This window comes from Pseudomonas sp. REP124 (assembly GCF_020164475.1).
Taxonomy (GTDB): Bacteria; Pseudomonadota; Gammaproteobacteria; order Pseudomonadales; family Pseudomonadaceae; genus Aquipseudomonas.
Genome location: NZ_JAIQWX010000008.1, coordinates 51352 through 69586, shown reverse-complemented (window position 1 = coordinate 69586; position 18235 = coordinate 51352). Strand labels below are relative to the sequence as shown.

Below are 18235 nucleotides of genomic sequence, written 5' to 3'. Positions count from 1 at the left end.
AAGGACTGTTCCAGAGTGCCTGGCAGGTGCAAATCACACTTTAGAGGGATCAAGCACTACTACCTGCTGGCTATAGTCCGCTCAAGGATTTTTAAGAACGGAGCAAACGCACAAGTCGGGCGATGCAACTTTGGAAGGACTTTGGGAAGCCTTGGCTCCCTGTCATCCAGAGCGTTTTTAGAAGTGCTCACTGCCATAAAAATAAAATGCACATGGAGTAGCGTCGATGACATCAGTAAACCAGTTCTGGCGCCGGGCCAAGTTGCCCCTGGCTGTCAGCCTTGCCTCTACGCTCGCCGGACCCGCATTCGGCGTCAGTTTCAACATCGGAGAAATTGAAGGTCAATTCGACTCGTCCCTGTCGATCGGGGCCAGTTGGTCTACTGAAAGCGCCAACAAGAACCTCATCGGCGTCAACAACGGCGGCAAGGGCCTGTCCCAGACCTCCGATGACGGTCACCTGAACTTCGAGAGCGGCAAGACCTTCTCGAAGATCTTCAAAGGCATCCACGACCTCGAATTGAAGTACGGTGACACCGGCGCCTTCGTCCGTGGCAAATACTGGTACGACTTCGAGCTCAAAGACGATAGCCGTCCTTTCAAAGACATCAGTGACAGCAACCGCAAGGAAGGCGCCAAGTCCGCCGGCGGTCAGATCCTTGATGCCTTCGTCTACCACAACTATTCCATTGCCGAGCAGCCGGGGTCCGTGCGCCTGGGCAAGCAAGTGGTGAGCTGGGGTGAAAGTACTTTCATCGGCAGCGGCATCAACTCGATCAACCCGATCGACGTGTCCGCGTTCCGTCGTCCTGGCGCCGAGATCAAGGAAGGCCTGATCCCGGTCAACATGTTCTACGTGTCCCAGAGCCTGACCGACAATCTGTCGGCCGACGCCTTCTACCAGATCGAATGGGACCAGACCGTCGTCGACAACTGCGGCACCTTCTTCTCCCAGCCTGACATCGTCGCCGACGGTTGCACCAACAACCTGCGCGTGCTGAACAGCCGCTCGACGATTCCGGCCGCCGCGTTGCCGACGCTGACCGCACTGGGCGTCGATGCGAACAGCGAAGGTGTACTGGTACGCCGTGGTCCGGACCGCGATGCGCGGGACAGCGGCCAATGGGGTGCGTCCCTCAAGTACATGTTCGATCCGCTGGACACCGAGTTCGGTGCCTACTTCATGAACTACCACAGCCGTGCGCCGATCTTCAGCGCCACCGGTGCATCCGCCGCGACCTTCGCTCGCGTCGGCGGTCTGCCGGCAGCCTTGCGCCCATTGGCGCCGCTGATCATCGCGGGTAACTCCAGCTACTTCATCGAGTATCCGGAAGACATCCGTCTCTACGGTCTGAGCTTCTCCACCACCCTGCCTACCGGTACGGCGTGGAGCGGTGAGATCAGCTACCGTCCGAACGCGCCGGTACAGCTCAACACCACCGACATCCTGTTTGCCGGTGTGCGTCCTCTGGGCGGTGCGCTGACCAACGCTTCGCTGCTCAACGGCGTACCGGGTCAGGACCTGCACGGCTATCGCCGCAAGGAAATCACCCAGTTCCAGACCACCCTGACGCACTTCTTCGATCAGGTCATGGGCGCCAGCCGTCTGACCCTGGTGGGCGAAGTGGGCGTGACTCACGTCGGCGGCCTGGAAAGCACCTCCGACGTCCGTTACGGCCGTGATCCGGTCTACGGTCCAGGCGAACTGCCAGCCACTGGCGGCCAGAACACCTGTATCGCCCTCAACACCAGCACCATCAACGGTGCAGGCCCAGGCACGCCGACCAACAACGTCAGCCGCAATTGCAACGACGAAGGCTTCACCACTTCGACCTCCTGGGGTTATCGCGGTCGTGCGATCTGGGAATACAACGACGTATTCGCCGGCGTGAACCTCAAGCCGAACGTGGCCTGGTCCCACGACGTGAGCGGTTACTCCCCAGGCCCTGGCGGCAACTTCGAGGAAGGTCGCAAAGCGGTCAGCCTGGGTGTCGACGCCGAGTACCAGAACACCTACACCGCAAGCCTGGCGTACACCAACTTCTTCGACGGCAAGTACACCACCGTGGATGACCGCGACTTCGTTGCGCTCAGCTTCGGCGTGAACTTCTAAGCACTCTTTTCAGGACGAGTACACACATGAAAATGACCAAGAGTCTGTTCCACGCCAGTGTCCTGGGACTTTCGCTGCTGGCGACCAGTGTCATGGCGGCGGTCCCGGCGGCCGAAGCGGACAAACTGGGCAAGAGCCTGACCCCGATGGGTGCCGAAATGGCGGGCAACGCTGACGGCTCGATCCCGGCCTGGAAACCGCTGCCGAAGAATGCCGGCACCGTCGACAGCAAGGGCTTCCTGTCCGATCCGTACGCCAGCGAAAAGCCGCTGTTCACCATCACCGCGCAGAACGTCGACCAGTACAAGGACAAGCTTGCTCCAGGCCAGGTCGCGATGTTCAAGCGCTACCCGGAAACCTACAAGATGCCGGTCTATCCGTCCCATCGCGGCGCTACCGTGCCGGATGACGTGTTCGCCGCCATCAAGAAAAACGCCACCAACACCACGCTGGTGTCCGGCGGCAACGGTCTGGAAAACTTCGAAACCGCAGTGCCGTTCCCGATTCCGAAAAGCGGCGTGGAAGTGATCTGGAACCACATCACCCGCTATCGCGGTGGCAGCGTGACCCGTCTGGTGACCCAGGCCACGCCGCAGCCGAACGGCTCCTACAGCCTGGTGTACTTCCAGGACCAGTTCGTGTTCCGTGACCGGATGAAGGATTACGATCCGAAGAACCCTGGCAACATCCTGTTCTACTTCAAGCAGAAAGTGACCGCGCCGGCACGTCTGGCTGGTGGTGTGCTGCTGGTTCACGAGACCCTCGACCAGGTGAAGGAGCCACGTTCGGCGTGGGTCTACAACGCCGGTCAGCGTCGCGTGCGTCGTGCGCCGCAAGTGTCCTATGACGGCCCGGGTACCGCCGCCGACGGCCTGCGTACCTCCGACAACCTGGACATGTTCAACGGTGCGCCGGATCGCTACGACTGGAAGCTGGAAGGCAAGAAAGAGATGTACATCGCGTCCGACAGCTACAAGCTCGACGATCCGAAGCTCAAGTACTCCGACATCCTGAAGGCCGGTCACATCAACCAGGACCTGGCTCGCTACGAGCTGCGCCGCGTCTGGCACATCGTGGCGACCCTGAAGGAAGGCCAGCGCCACATCTACGCCAAGCGTGACTTCTACATCGACGAAGACACCTGGCAAGCGGCGGTGATCGACCACTACGACGGTCGCAACCAGCTCTGGCGCGTGGCGGAAGCCCATGCCCAGGACTACTACAACGTCCAGGTGCCGTGGTACACCCTCGAAGCGCTGTACGACCTGCAATCGGGTCGCTATCTGGCGCTGGGCATGAAGAACGAAGAGAAGCAGGCGTATGACTTCGGCTTCACTGCGAACACTTCGGACTTCACCCCGAACGCGCTGCGTCAGGACGGTATCCGCTAAGCGTCAATCAATCGAAGCTCCTGCCCTTCAAACGCCCCGACTGTTTCGGGGCGTTTTTTTTTTGCGGCCGCTACCTGCCTCCTGTAGGAGCCGAGCTTGCTCGCGATGGTCGTCAACGATAACGCTGGCTGCCTGATACCCCGCGGCGTTCTCGGGTGCATCGCGAGCAAGCTCGGCTCCTACAGGACGCAGGGCGTTCGGAATGTCCTGTAGTCTTTTTGTAGCCATTTGTAGCAATTATCTTCATTCCCGCATCGTTTACCGCTAGTCTGCGGACATCTGCAACGCCGCCACCCGCAATTCCACAAGAGCCGGCCATGACTGATCTGTCTCCACCACCAGGTCCTGCAAGCGTTGCTGTCGCTGCGTTGGACGGGCGCTTTTACAGGCCGCCATTGCCCGACGGCCATGTGCTGCGTCCGCGGCTTTGCGAGCGTCTGAGCGCGGGGCTGGAGGGGCGGTTGCTGCTGGTCAGCGCCCCGGCGGGGTTCGGCAAAAGTTCATTGGCGGTGGAGTTCTGCCAGGCGCTGCCGGATCACTGGCAAAGCCTGTGGCTGGGGTTGAGTCCGCGGGACAGTGATCCCGGCCGTTTCCTCGAGCGACTGCTCGAAGGCCTGCAGGACTATTACCCGCAACTGGGCAGGCAGTCCCTGGGGCTGCTGAAAATGCGCCAGCGCCATCAGCCTTTCGCCTTCGAAGAATGGCTGGACGGATTGCTCGACGAGCTCGCTGTACACCTGTCGACGGCGACGCCCTTGCTGCTGGTGCTCGATGACTATCATCTGGCCCAGGGCCCGGTACTCGACCGTTGTCTGCAATTTTTCCTCAATCACCTTCCCGATGGCCTGCTGGTCATGGTCACCAGCCGTCAGCGTCCTGACTGGCATCTTGCACGCCTGCGCCTGTCGCGCCAGCTGCTGGAGTTACACGAGCAGGACCTGCGCCTGACCCACGACGAAGCCCTGAGCCTGCTCGCTCGTCACAGCAGCTCGCTGCGCGGCGAAGCGCTAGAGAAGCTGATCCAGCGCAGTGAAGGCTGGGTCGCCGGCCTGCGTTTCTGGCTGCTGGCGGCGTCGGAAGCCGGCACCCATGGCGAGTTGCCCCAGACGCTGCATGGCGGGGAAGGGCTGATCCGCGACTACCTGCTTGAAGAAGTCATCGATTGCCTGCCCGCAGAAGTGCAGGCTTTCCTCTACGACACCGCGCCTCAGGAACGCTTCTGCAGCGAACTGTGCGACGCGGTTCGCGATGCCCATGACAGCGCCGAAATCCTGCGCTTCCTGGCGGCGCACCAGGTGTTTCTGGTGCCGCTGGACGAACATGGCCACTGGTATCGCTATCACCATCTGTTTTCCGATCTGCTGCGCTCGCGGCCTGCCGCCCAGTCGATGGTGCCGGCTGCCAGCCTGCATTTGCGCGCCTGTCGCTGGTTCAATGCCCAGGGCCTGCTCGATGAGGCGGTGGAGCAAGCGTTACGCGCAGGGCACCTGGATGTCGCGGCGAACCTGGTGCAAAACCTTTCGGAAGAGCAACTGCTGGCCGAGCAGAATGTCGGCATGTTGCTGCGCTGGAAAATGGACTTGCCCGACAGCTTGCTGATCAGCACGCCACGGCTGATCGTGCTCTACAGCTGGGCGTTGGGGCTTGCTTGTCAGCTGGATGCCGCCGAGGAACTCGCCGCCCATTTGAGCCGTTTCCTCCCGGCGCCATCCGCCACCGCGCAGAAGTCGATGCTGGCGCAATGGCTGGCCTTGAGCGGGATTATCGCCCGCGGTCGGGGCAACCGTGAGCTGACGTTGCGTTATTGCAGCGAAGCGCTGGAGAGTCTGCCCGCCAAGCGTTACGGCCAACGTTTGATGTGCCTGTCCACGTTATCCAATCTGGCGATTGCCGATGGCGATCTGTGGCGTGCACGTCAGCTGAACCGTGATTCTCTGGAGTTGGCGCAGCGGGTTGGCAACCCCTTGTTCGAAGCGCTGACCCACTACGACCGCGCCCGAGTGTTACAGGCGCGAGGAGAAATTCTTCGCTCGATGGATGAGGTTCACCAAGGCTTGCAACGCTTGAAAGGACTGTCACCGCAGCGCCTGTATGCCGTTCGCGCACGGTTGACGCTGTACGAGGGTTTCCTGCTGGCGCTGCGTCAGCAACCCCATGCGGCGCGTCAGCGCTTGCAGGTCGGCCTGAACGAGGCGCGAGCCTGTCGCGATATCAGCGTGTTGATCGGCCATTGCGTGATCGCCCGGCTCGAAGGCAACAGCGGTGAGTTCGCCAGGGCCTTTGCAGAACTGGCCGAAGCCGAGCGGCTGATGCATATCTGGGACGTGCCGCCGATTTACTACCTGGCGATGATCACCCTGGTCAAATGCGAGCTGTGGCTGGCCCAGGGTCGTATCGATCTGGCCGAGGCCTGGCTGGCCCGACTGGGGCAGACCTACAACGGCGAATACCCGGCGGCTCCACCGGAATTCCACCCGCAATTGCCGCTGCACATCGAATTGCAGCAGGCCTTGCTGGAAATGATCCAGGGCCAGCCGATGCTGGCCGAAGGACGTCTGAATTCGCTGCACGAGAACGGTCAGCAAACCGGTCGGCAGATGCTCAGCGCGATGGCGTTGACGCAAAAAGTCTCGCTGCTGCTCGGCACCGGGCGCGAACCCGAGGCACGCAAGGCATTGGCTCAGGCGCTGGACGCCGCGGCCGGCGGCATTCTGCAACCGTTCGACAAGCTGATGGCGGAGCATCCCGACTGGCTGCGCGGGCAGCTGTTGGGTGGTGCAATGACCACCGTTTCCCAGGATCTGGTGGAAAAGCTTCCGGCGCAGGCCGGACGCCCGTCGCTGGATGCCGCACCGGTGTCCGAGCAACTGAGCACCCGGGAGATGGCCGTTCTGCGCCTGATCGCCCAGGGCTGCTCGAACCAGGAAATCAGCGACCAGCTGTTCATTTCCCTGCACACGGTCAAGACCCACGCCAGCCATATCAACAGCAAACTCGGCGTCGAACGGCGCACACAGGCGGTGGCGCGGGCGAAGGAGCTGGGCGTCCTGGGTTAAGGAATCTTCACGTTACATCGCCTGCTGAATCCCTCGATACTCAAGTGTGCGAAAATCGCCCGTCCCGTTTATCGAGCAGGCTCCGATGTCTCAGCAACCCTCTCTCATTCGCGAAACCTTTCCTGTCGGTCCGTTGCAGTGCAACTGCACGATCATCGGCGATCCGGTCACGAAAAAGGCCATCGTCGTGGATCCGGGCGGCAATCATGAGCTGATCCTTGCCCGACTCGAAGCGCTGGGCCTGAAGCTGGTCAGCATCATCCACACCCACGCGCACCTCGATCACTTCCTGGCGTCCGGCCAGTTGAAGGAGAAAACCGGCGCGACCCTGCATTTGCACAAGGAAGACCAGTTCCTCTGGGACAACCTGGAGATGCAATGCCAGATGTTCGGCGTGCCCTACACGCCGGTGCCGTCGCCGGATCGCTGGCTGGCCGACGATGAAGAGCTGGCCTGCGGCTGCGGCGTTGCCCTGCACACCCCGGGTCACACACCGGGTTCCATGAGCTTCTGGTTTTCGGAGGCTAAACTGCTGATTGCCGGCGACACATTGTTCCGTCGCGGCGTCGGGCGCACGGATTTGTGGGGAGGTGATCAGGCGACGATCGTGCGTTCGATCAAGCAGCGTCTGTACACCCTCGACGAGGAAGCGACCGTAGTGACGGGGCATGGTCCAGACACGCGTCTGGGGGATGAAATGCGCGAGAACCCGTTCGTGCGGGCCTGATTTGTAACAAGCGGAATTTTCACCGGGCGAAATGATCCAACGCCCGCAAGGTGATGTTTACGTCGCTTGCACCACAGAATGAAAAACCAGGAGCACCTTCATGTTCACCAAAAGTCGTCTGATTATTGCTGCTACCGCCGTGGCGATCCTGTCCGGTTGTGCATCGCCCAACCCATACGACAATCAGGGGCAGGCCGACAGCGGCTCCCAAGGCATGAGCAAGACCGCCAAGTACGGCGGCCTGGGCGCTCTGGCCGGTGCCCTGGCCGGTGCCGCGATCGACCACAACAACCGTGGCAAGGGTGCGCTGATCGGCGCAGCGGTTGTGGGTGCGTCCGCTGCCGGTTACGGCTACTACGCCGACCAGCAGGAGAAGAAACTGCGTGCCAGCATGGCCAACACCGGGGTTGAAGTGCAGCGCCAGGGCGATCAGATCAAACTGATCATGCCGGGCAACATCACCTTCGCCACCGACTCGGCGAACATCGCACCAAGCTTCTACCAGCCGCTGAACAACCTGGCCGGCTCGCTGAAAGAGTTCAACCAGAATCAGATTGAAATCGTCGGCTACACCGACAGCACCGGCAGCCGTCAGCACAACATGGACCTGTCCCAGCGCCGCGCCCAGAGCGTCGCCACCTACCTGACCTCACAGGGCGTGAGCGGCACCAACCTGAGCTCCCGTGGCGCAGGCCCGGACAACCCGGTTGCCAGCAACGGCGACGTCAACGGCCGCGCCCAGAACCGCCGCGTAGAGGTCAACCTCAAGGCGATCCCGGGCCAGCAATACGGTGGCCAGCAGCAGGGCAATGTCCAGCAATACCCGTAACACCCCGCCCCAAAGAAAAATGCCCGATTCGATGATCGGGCATTTTTTTGTGTGGCCTGTGGTGGCCTAAATCGCGGGCAAGCCCGCTCCCACAGGTTCCGTGGTGGTCACATTATTTGTGTACGACACAAATCCTTGTGGGAGCGGGCTTGCCCGCGATGAGGCCAGATCGGGCAACCGCTTAATTGGCCTCTTTCACCGCACTCAGAAACGCACAAGTGCGCTCCTGCTGCGGATGCTCGAAGATCTGTGCCGGTGTCCCCTGTTCGTGAATCTGCCCCTTGTAGAAGAAGCACACCCGATCAGCGAACTCCCGGGCAAAGCCCATCTGGTGCGTGACCATCAGCATCGTCAGGTTGTGCTCGGCGCCGAGCTTGCGGATTACGTTGAGCACCTCACCGCACAACTCGGGATCGAGCGCCGAGGTGACTTCGTCGAACAGCATGACCTTCGGCCGCATCGCCAACGCCCGGGCAATCGCCACCCGTTGCTGTTGCCCACCGGACAGCTGCGAAGGGTAGTGCCCCAGCTTGCTGCCCAGGCCCACCAGTTCCAGCAATTCCGCCGCCCGCTCGCGGGCTTCGGCGGGCTTCATGCCCAGCACCTGCACCGGCGCTTCGATCACGTTCTGCAACGCGGTCATGTGCGGGAACAGGTTGAAGCTCTGGAACACCATGCCGATCTTGCCGCGCACCCGGCGGATGTGCCGGTCGTTGGCGGGCACCAGCACGCCGTTGCGATTGGGCATGTGGGTCAGCAGATCGTCTTCGATGCGGATCACCCCGTCATCGATGCCTTCCAGGGTCATCAGCACCCGCAACAACGTGGATTTGCCCGAGCCGCTGGGGCCGATGATCGCGACTTTCTCACCCGGCGTGACATCCAGGTTCAAGTGATCGAGCACCGTGAAGTTGCCATAACTCTTGGTGACGTCCTGGAAGCTGACGATCGGCTTGACCGCCTTCGGTTGTTGCATGGCCGTGGCCTCCTGCGGATGCAGCGGTGTCAGGTTGCCGCGCCGGGAAAGGTCGTGGGAAGTCGAGAGTGGAGAAGTCATTAGCGTAGCTCCAGGCGCAGTTCGAGGCGCCGTACCAGATAAGCCAGGGCGATGCTCAGGGCGAGGAAAAACAGGCCGACCATGGTGATCGGTTCCAGGTAGCGGAAGTTCTCGGAGCCGATGTTCTTGGCCTGCTGCATGATTTCCACCACGGTGATGGCCGACAGCACCGGAGTATCCTTGAGCATCGCCACCAGATAGTTGCCCAGCGGCGGCAGGATCGGCCGTAGGGCCTGGGGCAGGATGATGTTGCGGTAGGCGCTGTACGGCGCGATGTTCAGCGCGGTGACGGCTTCCCATTGCGCCCGTGGCACGGCATCCAGCCCGCCACGATAGACCTCGGCGATGTAGCAGGCGTAATGCACGCCGATGCCGATGATCCCCACCTGCATGGCCGACATGCTCACTCCGTAATTGGGCAGCACGTAGTAGAGGAAATACACCTGGATCAGCAGCGGCGTGCTGCGGATGAATTCGATCGTCCCGGCGATCGGCCACGACAGCCAGTACAGGCGGCTGCGCCGGCCGATGGCGAGAAACAGCCCCAGCACGATGGCGATCAGGAAGCCGATCAGGGTAATGCCCACGGTGTTGAGCGAGGCGCGCAGCAGATCGGGGAGGATCTGCCAGGCATACGTCCAGTCGAACAGATTCATGACAGACCTCCACGCATCCGGCCGCGTGCCAGGCGACGTTCAATGCCGCGCATGCCGAGGTTGATCGCCTGGGCGAGGACGAAATACATCACCAGCGCCAGGCTGAAGATTTCCAGAGTCTGGAAGGTGGCTTGATCCAGTTGCCGAGCGCGAAAGCTCAGGTCGGACAAGGTAATCAGCGACACCAGCGAAGTATTTTTCAGCAGTTCGATCAGCAGGTTGGTACCCGGTGGAATCGCAGCCAGCAGCGCCTGGGGCAGGATGATCCGGCGAAAACGCTTGTAGGCACTGAAATTGAGCGCGGTCGCCGCTTCGTACTGACCCTTGGCTACGGAGCTGATCGCACCGCGCATCACCTCCGCACCGTAAGCGCCGATGTGCAGGCCGAGGCCGACAATCGCCACGCTGTAAGGGCTCAGTTCCAGATTGAACGGCGGCAGCGGCAGCACGAAAAACAGCCAGAACAATTGCACCAGCAACGAAGTGCCGCGAAACACTTCGATGTAGGCGACCGAGAACCAGCTCACCAGCCGCCAGGGCGACATGCGCCCGAGCGCTGCGAGAATCGCCGCGACGATCGCCAGTATCGAACCGAAGAATGTCACCTGGATCGTGACCCAGGCGCCTTGTATCAACAGCGGAAGTAATTCACCCATGGTTCAACATCCCGATTAAGCAGGGAAATAGGCATCGCGCCAAAGCAGCGCCATGCCTGTTTCGACTACTGAGCGCAGAGCTCGGCAGCCGTTTTGCTTGTCACGTTGGATTTGTCGAAACCGAATGGAGCGACCGTCTTGAGGTGCTCTTCGGAGCCCAGCCACTTTTTCAGTTCGGCGTTGACCGCATCGCGCAGGTCCTTGTCTTCCGGGCGGAAGGCGAGGGCGCCATAGCCGGTGTGCGAAGGGTCGTCCTTGAATTCGGTGACCGCTTCGACCTTCTCGCCGCCCTTGGCGGCCAGGCCCTTCATGGTCAGCTGGGTGCCCACGGCGGCATCGGCGCGACCGGCGCGCACGGCCTGCAACTGGGCGGTGGTGTCCGGCACCTGGAGAATCTGCGCGTCTTTCACGCCCGAATCCCGGGCGTATTTCAGGTTCACCGTGCCGGCCATGATCGCCAGCTTCACATCCGGGTTCTTCGCGATGTCTTCATAGCTGTGCAGATTCTTCGGGTTGCCTTTGGCGGTCAGCAGTGCATCGGGCAACTGGTATTGCGGATCGGTGAAAATCACCTGCTTGCAGCGTTCCGGGGTGATGTACATGCCGGCGGCAATCACATCGAAACGCCCGGCACGCAGGCCAGGGATCAGCGAGCCCCATTCGGTCAGCACGCCGTTAACCTGCTTGATACCCATCTTGGCGAAGATGACTTTGGCGATTTCCGGCGATTCACCGGTCACTCGACCGTCGGTTTCGGTGAAGGCGAACGGAGTTTCGTTGGCATAGCCGATGCGGATGCTGCTGTTTTTGGTGATGGTTTCCAGAGTCGTGGCAGCGTGGGCGCCGGCGGCGAGGCCGAACATTGCGCAGGCCACGAACAGGTGACGCAAAGTATGGGAGGTGCGGGAAAGGGAATTGCTCATCGATAAAATCTCCTGTTTCTTGTGGACCCGTCGTCGACGGCTCTGTGTTAGGAGGCAGTGTGACAAGAGCAAAGCGTACGGGAGCTGATACCCGGGATTGGACACCGCGGCCGTACAGATCGATTGGTTTTATTTTTCGGGCTTGGTGAGAAGTCCGGGCATCGACCTTGGACCGAGCATACAAAAGCCCTGCACAACATTGCATTGCACTAGGACAATTGCTTTGCATGGAATCTCGGGAGATGCTGTCGACACGGCCAACCACGCGGGTTCCAGCGCTCATGAATAAATGGAAAGCAGCCCTGGATGCCGCCCGCAGCGGCGAATCCAAATACAAGATTCTGGTGCAGGCCATTGCCGACGACATCGAGCAGGGTGTGCTGGCCAACGATCAGCGTCTGCCGCCGCAGCGCAATGTGGCCGATGCCATGGGCATTAGCGTGCAGACCGTGACCAATGCCTACAAAGAGCTGGAACGTCAGGGCCTGGTGCGTTGCGAAGTGGGACGCGGCAGTTTCGTCTCGCGGCGCATGAGCGACCGGGTTGCTACTTACATTCTCGACAGCCCCGAGCGGGCGCTGGTGGATTTTTCCATCGCACGCATCCTCCATACCCGCGAGCACGACCAGTTCTGGCGCGACACCTGCCGGGAGCTCAGCACCGAAGAAGATCAGCCGTGGATTCACGCCTTTCGCCCCATCGCCGGGTTCGAATCCCACCGCGAAGCGGCCGTGCACTGGATCGGCCGCCAGGGTCTCAAGGTCGAGCGTGACGACATCCTGATCACCAACGGCGCGGCCCACGCGATCTTTCTCGCCCTGGCCTCACTGGCCGGGCCCGACGATGTGGTGTTGTGCGAAGGCAGCACCGATCACGGCGTCATCGGCAATTCCCAGGTGCTGGGGTTCACCCTCAAGGGTCTGGAAATGGACCGCTACGGCATCGATCCCGAGCACTTCGAAGACATGTGCAGCAACGAGCGCATCACCGCGCTGGTGTGCACGCCGAACCTGAACAACCCGACCACCACGCTGATGCCGGACAGTCGCCGCCGGGAGATCGCCGAGATCGCCCGGCGCTTCGGTGTGCACATCATCGAGGACGATGTGTACGGCCCGTTGCTCGAAGAGCGCCACGCTCCGCCGATCAGTCATTACCTGCCGGAGCTGTCTTTCTACTGCACCAGCATGACCAAGTCGGTGCTGACCGGTTTGCGCGTGGGTTATCTGGTGATGCCCAAGCGCCTGGCGTTGCGCACCGAGAGCATCCTGCGGGTCAACAGCTGGATGGGTACGCCGATGGTTTCGGAAATTGCCACGCGCTGGATTCGCGACGGTCGCGCCGACACGCTGCTGCGCTTGCAGCGCCAGTTGCTCTCGGTGCGCCAGGCGATGGTCACCGAATACCTGGGCGAGTTCGTGCTGGGCCAACATCCCCATGCCTTGAATGCCTGGGTTGGCATCCCGTCGCATTGGGAGGTCGACAGCCTGGTGCGGGCCCTGCGTCATCGGCACATCGCCGTCACCTCGCCGGACCCGTTCACCGTGCGCGGCACGCCCAAGGCGCGGGCGGTGAGGGTGTGTGTCGGCGCCGAATGCAGCGACGAAGAGGCGCGCGAAGCCCTGATCACCATGCGTGAAATCTTCGGCCAGTACCCGCGGATCCACGATTTTTGAGCGAGAAAAAAGACGCCGAAAAATTTGTCGCTAAATTGCCCTAGTACATTCAGCGCGACAATCCCGCCCTCTTAGACTGCGCCCAACACCTCATCGGGACGCGGTCATGCCAACGCCACAGCTCAACGATGTCTACCTCGCCCGCCAGCGTATCGAAGCGCTGGTGCGGCGCACGCCCATGGAACATTCGCCCAGCCTGTCCCGGCTGCTGGGTGTGCCGGTCTACCTCAAGCTCGAATCCCAGCAGATCACCGGCAGCTTCAAATTGCGCGGTGCGAGCAATGCCGTGGCGCAACTCAGTGCTGAGGAAAAGCGCCGTGGCGTCGTGGCGGCGTCCACCGGTAATCACGGTCGCGCGTTGGCCTATGCCGCGTCCCGTCAGGGCGTGAAGGCGACCATCTGCCTGTCGCAGCTGGTGCCGGCGAACAAGGTCCAGGCCATTCGCGATCTGGGCGCCGAAGTGTGCATCGTCGGCCGTTCCCAGGACGACGCCCAGCGCGAGGCCGAGCGGATCGCCGCCGAACAGGGCGCGATCCTGCTGCCGCCGTTCGATCATCCGGCGATCATCGCCGGGCAGGGCACGCTGGGGCTGGAGATCCTAGAGCAGCAGCCGGACGTCGCCCAGGTGCTGGTGCCGTTGTCCGGTGGCGGCCTGTTCGCCGGCGTGGCGCTGGCGCTGAAAACCGTCAGTCCCCTGATCGTCACCCACGGGATCAGCATGCAGCGCGGCGCGGCGATGTACGCCAGCCTCGAGGCCGGCCATCCGCTGGAAGTCGAGGAGTTGCCGACCCTGGCCGACTCCCTCGGCGGCGGCATCGGCCTGGATAACCGGTACACCTTCAGCATGACCCGCGACACCTGCGATCACCTGCATTTGCTCAGCGAAGCCTCCATCGCCAACGCCATCCGCCATGCCTATCGCGAAGAACGCTTGGTACTGGAAGGCGCGGCTGCGGTGGGGATCGCCGCGCTGCTCGATGGTCTGATCGAGCCTCGCGGCCCGATCGTGGTGGTGGTCAGCGGACGCAACGTCGACACCGACCAGCACCTGCGGGTGCTCGCCGGAGCCGAGGCCTGAAACCGAACAATAACGACGCCATGGGAGCGCCCGTTGATGAGTGAAATCACCCTGTTGAGCGAAGCCGATCTGCGCGCCTGCGTGGCGCTGGATCTGCCCAGCATCGAAGCCATCGAGCAAGCCTTCGTGCTGCTGGCCACCGCCGCCGTGGCGATGCCGCCGATCCTGCGTCTGGACATTCCCGAGCACAACGGCGAGGTGGACGTGAAGACCGCTTACCTGCCGGGGCTGGAGCGCTTTGCGATCAAGGTCAGCCCGGGCTTTTTCGACAACCCGAAACTCGGTCTGCCCAGCCTCAACGGCATGATGATGCTGCTGTCGGCGCGCACCGGTCTGCTGGATGCCTTGCTGCTGGATAACGGTTACCTGACCGCCGTGCGTACGGCGGCCGCCGGGGCAGTGGCGGCGCGGGCATTGTCCCGGGCCGACAGCCGCAGCGTGGCGCTGATCGGCGCCGGCGAGCAGGCCGCCTTGCAGTTGCAGGCCCTGCGCCTGGTGCGGCCGATCGACAACGTGCGGGTCTGGGCGCGGGACTCGGCCAAGTCCCGGGCCTTCAGTGTCGAACTGGCCCGTGACACCGGCCTTGCCGTCCAGCCGTGCGCGAGCATCGACGAAGCCATGGCCGAGGTCGACATCGCCATCACCTGCACGCCGAGCCGCGAGCCGTTGATCGATGTGCGCCATCTGCATCCGGGCCTGCACATCACCGCCATGGGCTCGGACGCCGAGCACAAGAATGAAATTTCCCCGCAGGCGCTGGCGCAGGTCGACCGTTACGTGGCCGATCGCCTGAGCCAGACCCGCATCCTCGGCGAGTTACATCACGCCCTCGATGCCGGCGTGGTCAGCGACGAATCGAACTTCGCCGAGCTGGGGCAGGTACTGGCCGGCCAACGCCCCGGTCGCACGGACGCCACGCAGGTCACCCTGTGTGATCTCACCGGCACCGGGGCCCAGGACACGGCCATGGCCAATCTTGCGTTCGAGCGTGCGCGCTCGGCGGGCAAGGGTTTTCAGTTCGGCAGCTAAAGATTTTTTATCCGCGCGTCATTTATCCCGCTTCATCTACAAGAGGGCAGGTGCATGTCTGAGATAGTCGTCAATCTCCCGTTCAGCCGGGAGGAATACGCCCAGCGGCTGGCCAAGGTGCGAGTGGCCATGCAGGCCCAGGGCATCGAGCTGCTGCTGGTCACCGATCCGTCGAACATGGCCTGGCTGACCGGCTATGACGGTTGGTCGTTTTATGTGCACCAGTGCGTGCTGCTGGCGCTGGATGGCGAGCCGGTGTGGTTCGGTCGCGGCCAGGACGCCAACGGCGCCAAGCGCACGGTCTTCATGCAGCAGCAGAACATCGTCGGTTACCCGGACATCTACGTGCAGTCCCGCGAGCGCCATCCGATGGACTACCTGTCCCGGGAAGTGATCGCCGCCCGTGGCTGGGACGCGCTGACCATCGGCGTCGAAATGGATAACTACTACTTCAGCGCAGCGGCCTTCCTGTCGCTGCAGAAGAATCTGCCCAAGGCCCGGCTGATCGATGCGGTGGGGCTGGTGAACTGGCAGCGGGCGGTCAAGTCGCCGCAGGAAATCGAATACATGCGCATCGCCGCGCGCATCGTCGAAAAGATGCACGGACGGATCCTCGAGCGGATCGAGCCGGGCATGCGCAAGAACGACCTGGTGGCCGAGATCTACAGCAGCGGCATCCAGGGCGCCGACGGCCATGGCGGTGATTACCCGGCCATCGTGCCGTTGTTGCCCACCGGCGCCGATGCCAGCGCGCCGCACCTGACCTGGGACGATTCGCCGTTCGAAAAGGGCGCCGGCACCTTTTTCGAGATCGCCGGTTGCTACAAGCGTTACCACTGCCCGCTGTCGCGCACCGTGTTTTTGGGCAAGCCGCCGCAGCATTTCCTCGAGGGCGAGAAAGCCGTGGTCGAAGGCATCGCCGCCGGTCTGGAAGCAGCCAAGCCGGGCAACACCACCGGTGACATCGCCATGGCGTTTTTCAAGGTGCTGGAGAAGTTCGGCATCCACAAGGACAGCCGTTGTGGCTACCCGATCGGTATCAGTTATCCGCCTGATTGGGGCGAGCGCACCATGAGCCTGCGTCCCGGCGACACCAGCGTGTTGCAACCGGGCATGACGTTCCACTTCATGCCGGGCCTGTGGATGGACGATTGGGGGCTGGAAATCACCGAGAGCATTCTGATCACCGACACCGGCGTCGAGACGCTGTGCAACGTGCCACGCCAACTGTTCGTGAAGGATTGAACCATGAGCGATCTGCCTGCCAACCCGATCAGCGCCACCGTGGATTTCACTCGTGAAGGCGTGCAGCACGGGTTTCTCAAGCTGCCGTATTCCCGGGACGATTCGGCCTGGGGCGCGGTGATGATTCCGGTCACGGTGATCGCGCGGGGCGAAGGTCCAACCGCGCTGCTTACCGGCGGCAACCACGGAGACGAATACGAAGGCCCGGTGGCCCTGAGCAAGCTGGCTCAGGGCCTGACGGCCGCCGAGGTCAGCGGGCGGGTCATCATCATTCCATTCATGAACACCCCGGCGTTCCATGCCGGGCGGCGCACGTCGCCCATCGACAAGGGCAACCTCAACCGCAGCTTTCCCGGCAAGCCGGACGGCACGGTCACCGAGAAAATCGCCGACTACTTCACCCGCACCTTGCTGCCTCTGGCGGACATCGTGCTGGACATCCACTCCGGCGGGCGCACCCTGGATTTCCTGCCGTTCGCCGCCTGCCATGTGCTGCCGGACAAGCAACAGCAGGCCCGCTGCGAGGCTGGCATGCGCGCGTTCAATGCGCCGTACAGCATGCGCATGCTGGAGCTGGATGCCGGGGCGATGTACGACACCGCCGCCGAGTCCCAAGGCAAGGTGTTCGTCACCACCGAACTGGGCGGTGGCGGTTCTTCCACCGCGCGCAGTGTCGCCATTGCCGAGCGAGGCGTGCGCAACCTGCTGGTGCATGCCGGGATTCTTCAGGGCGAGGTTCAGACGGGGCCGTCGGTGATGCTCGACATGCCTGACGGCGATTGCTTCATCGCCAGCGAGCACGACGGCTTGCTGGAAATGTGCCGCGACCTTGGCGACACCGTGGAGAAGGGCGAAGTCATCGCCCGGGTCTACGACGCCACTCGAAGCGGCGTGGCGCCGGTGGAGTATCGCGCAGCACGTAGCGGCCTGCTGGCGGCTCGGCATTTCCCGGGGTTGGTGCAGTGTGGCGATACCCTTGCCGTAATCGCGGACATATTGGAGTAATACACCGTCCCCGCCCTGTGGGAGCGAGCCTGCTCGCGATAGCGCAATGTCAGTCAACATGGTTGCGACTGACACACCGCATCGCGAGCAGGCTCGCTCCCACTGGTTCATTTCCCACAGGGGTTTTCCATTCATTCAGGAGCTTCCCGGCCCATGCACAAACTCGATCGCTATGACCTGAAAATCCTGCGAATCCTCGCTGACGACGGGCGTATCACCAAGTCGAGCCTGGCCGAGGCGATCAACCTGTCGGTCACCCCGGCCTGGGAGCGCGTGCGCAAACTCGAATCCCTCGGCCTGATCAAGGGCTACCGGGCGCAGATCGATTGGGGCGCGGTGTTCAAGAGCCAGCAGGTGCTGGTGGAAATCACCCTGGCCCGCCACACCGCGCAGGACATGCGGCGCTTCGAACAACGCATGAACGACGCGCCGGAAGTGGCCTTCTGTTACGCCACCGGTGGTGGTGTGGATTACATGGCGATGATCCAGGCGCCGGACATCGATCACTACCAGCGCTTCATTGATCAGCTACTGCTCGATGACCTGGGGATCGAGCGGTACTTCACCTACATCGTCACCAAGACCATCAAGACGGCCGGGGCCTTGCCGGCGGAGTTGTCTCAGGAATCCTGATCTTCAGATCACCACACAACAAACTGTGGGAGCGAGCCTGCTCGCGATGGCGGTATCTCATGCAACAGTGATGTTGAAATTGCTGGTCTCATCGCGAGCAGGCTCGCTCCCACAGGGGGGAAGTGATGTTGGTAGCCCCACCGCAAAAACCTCCGAATCAC

At 62.3% G+C, this 18235-nt stretch carries 15 protein-coding genes; 11 read left to right on the top strand and 4 right to left on the bottom strand.

The features are described 5' to 3' along the window. The first annotated feature begins 226 nt into the window (after positions 1-226). The 5 genes from K9857_RS03810 (at position 227) to K9857_RS03790 (ending at position 8116) form a co-directional block, all read left to right on the top strand. The gene (locus K9857_RS03810) at positions 227-2113 is read left to right on the top strand and encodes a DUF1302 domain-containing protein (RefSeq protein WP_224533557.1); all 1887 of its coding nucleotides are present in this window, start codon (positions 227-229) and stop codon (positions 2111-2113) included. Between the two features lie 26 nt (positions 2114-2139). After that, a complete protein-coding gene (locus K9857_RS03805) occupies positions 2140-3504 on the top strand; it encodes a DUF1329 domain-containing protein (RefSeq protein WP_224533556.1) in 1365 nt (454 codons plus the stop codon). A 317-nt stretch (positions 3505-3821) separates the two neighbouring features. Then, the gene (locus K9857_RS03800; protein ID WP_224533555.1) at positions 3822-6560 is read left to right on the top strand and encodes a LuxR C-terminal-related transcriptional regulator; all 2739 of its coding nucleotides are present in this window, start codon (positions 3822-3824) and stop codon (positions 6558-6560) included. Between the two features lie 85 nt (positions 6561-6645). Then, positions 6646-7287 (top strand): MBL fold metallo-hydrolase, encoded by a 642-nt coding sequence (locus K9857_RS03795; RefSeq protein ID WP_224533554.1) that lies wholly within the window; start codon positions 6646-6648, stop codon positions 7285-7287. Between the two features lie 100 nt (positions 7288-7387). Then, positions 7388-8116 carry an OmpA family protein gene (locus K9857_RS03790; protein ID WP_224533553.1) on the top strand — a complete coding sequence of 243 codons (729 nt, stop codon included), beginning with the start codon at positions 7388-7390 and terminating at the stop codon, positions 8114-8116. 181 nt (positions 8117-8297) lie between these two features. On the opposite strand, the gene ehuA is transcribed toward K9857_RS03790, so the two are convergent. From ehuA to ehuB, 4 genes are all read right to left on the bottom strand, one after another. Beyond that, positions 8298-9092 (bottom strand): ectoine/hydroxyectoine ABC transporter ATP-binding protein EhuA, encoded by a 795-nt coding sequence (gene ehuA / locus K9857_RS03785; protein ID WP_224533570.1) that lies wholly within the window; start codon positions 9090-9092, stop codon positions 8298-8300. Between the two features lie 80 nt (positions 9093-9172). Beyond that, positions 9173-9829, bottom strand: coding sequence for an ectoine/hydroxyectoine ABC transporter permease subunit EhuD (ehuD, locus tag K9857_RS03780; protein WP_014753588.1), 657 nt, complete (start codon positions 9827-9829; stop codon positions 9173-9175). Next, entirely contained in the window at positions 9826-10485 is a 660-nt protein-coding gene (gene ehuC, locus K9857_RS03775; RefSeq protein WP_224533552.1) for an ectoine/hydroxyectoine ABC transporter permease subunit EhuC, read from the bottom strand. The genes ehuD and ehuC overlap by 4 nt, the downstream gene beginning before the upstream one ends. 65 nt (positions 10486-10550) lie before the next feature. After that, positions 10551-11408, bottom strand: coding sequence for an ectoine/hydroxyectoine ABC transporter substrate-binding protein EhuB (ehuB, locus tag K9857_RS03770; protein ID WP_224533551.1), 858 nt, complete (start codon positions 11406-11408; stop codon positions 10551-10553). A gap of 281 nt (positions 11409-11689) precedes the next feature. Between ehuB and K9857_RS03765 the strand changes: the two genes are divergently transcribed. The 6 genes from K9857_RS03765 (at position 11690) to K9857_RS03740 (ending at position 18074) form a co-directional block, all read left to right on the top strand. Next, complete coding sequence (locus tag K9857_RS03765; RefSeq protein WP_224533550.1) at positions 11690-13084, top strand: PLP-dependent aminotransferase family protein; 1395 nt, start codon at positions 11690-11692, stop codon at positions 13082-13084. 106 nt (positions 13085-13190) lie between these two features. Continuing rightward, positions 13191-14162 carry a hydroxyectoine utilization dehydratase EutB gene (gene eutB / locus K9857_RS03760; RefSeq protein ID WP_224533549.1) on the top strand — a complete coding sequence of 324 codons (972 nt, stop codon included), beginning with the start codon at positions 13191-13193 and terminating at the stop codon, positions 14160-14162. Between the two features lie 36 nt (positions 14163-14198). Then, positions 14199-15191: an ectoine utilization protein EutC gene (gene eutC, locus K9857_RS03755; protein ID WP_224533548.1), complete on the top strand. Its 993-nt coding sequence runs from the start codon at positions 14199-14201 to the stop codon at positions 15189-15191. A 54-nt stretch (positions 15192-15245) separates the two neighbouring features. Then, a complete protein-coding gene (gene doeA, locus K9857_RS03750) occupies positions 15246-16436 on the top strand; it encodes an ectoine hydrolase DoeA (protein WP_224533547.1) in 1191 nt (396 codons plus the stop codon). A gap of 3 nt (positions 16437-16439) precedes the next feature. Further along, positions 16440-17441: a N(2)-acetyl-L-2,4-diaminobutanoate deacetylase DoeB gene (gene doeB / locus K9857_RS03745; RefSeq protein WP_224533546.1), complete on the top strand. Its 1002-nt coding sequence runs from the start codon at positions 16440-16442 to the stop codon at positions 17439-17441. 153 nt (positions 17442-17594) lie between these two features. Then, on the top strand, positions 17595-18074 hold the full coding sequence (locus K9857_RS03740) for an Lrp/AsnC family transcriptional regulator (RefSeq protein WP_175377780.1): 480 nt from the start codon (positions 17595-17597) through the stop codon (positions 18072-18074). Positions 18075-18235 lie beyond the last annotated feature (161 nt).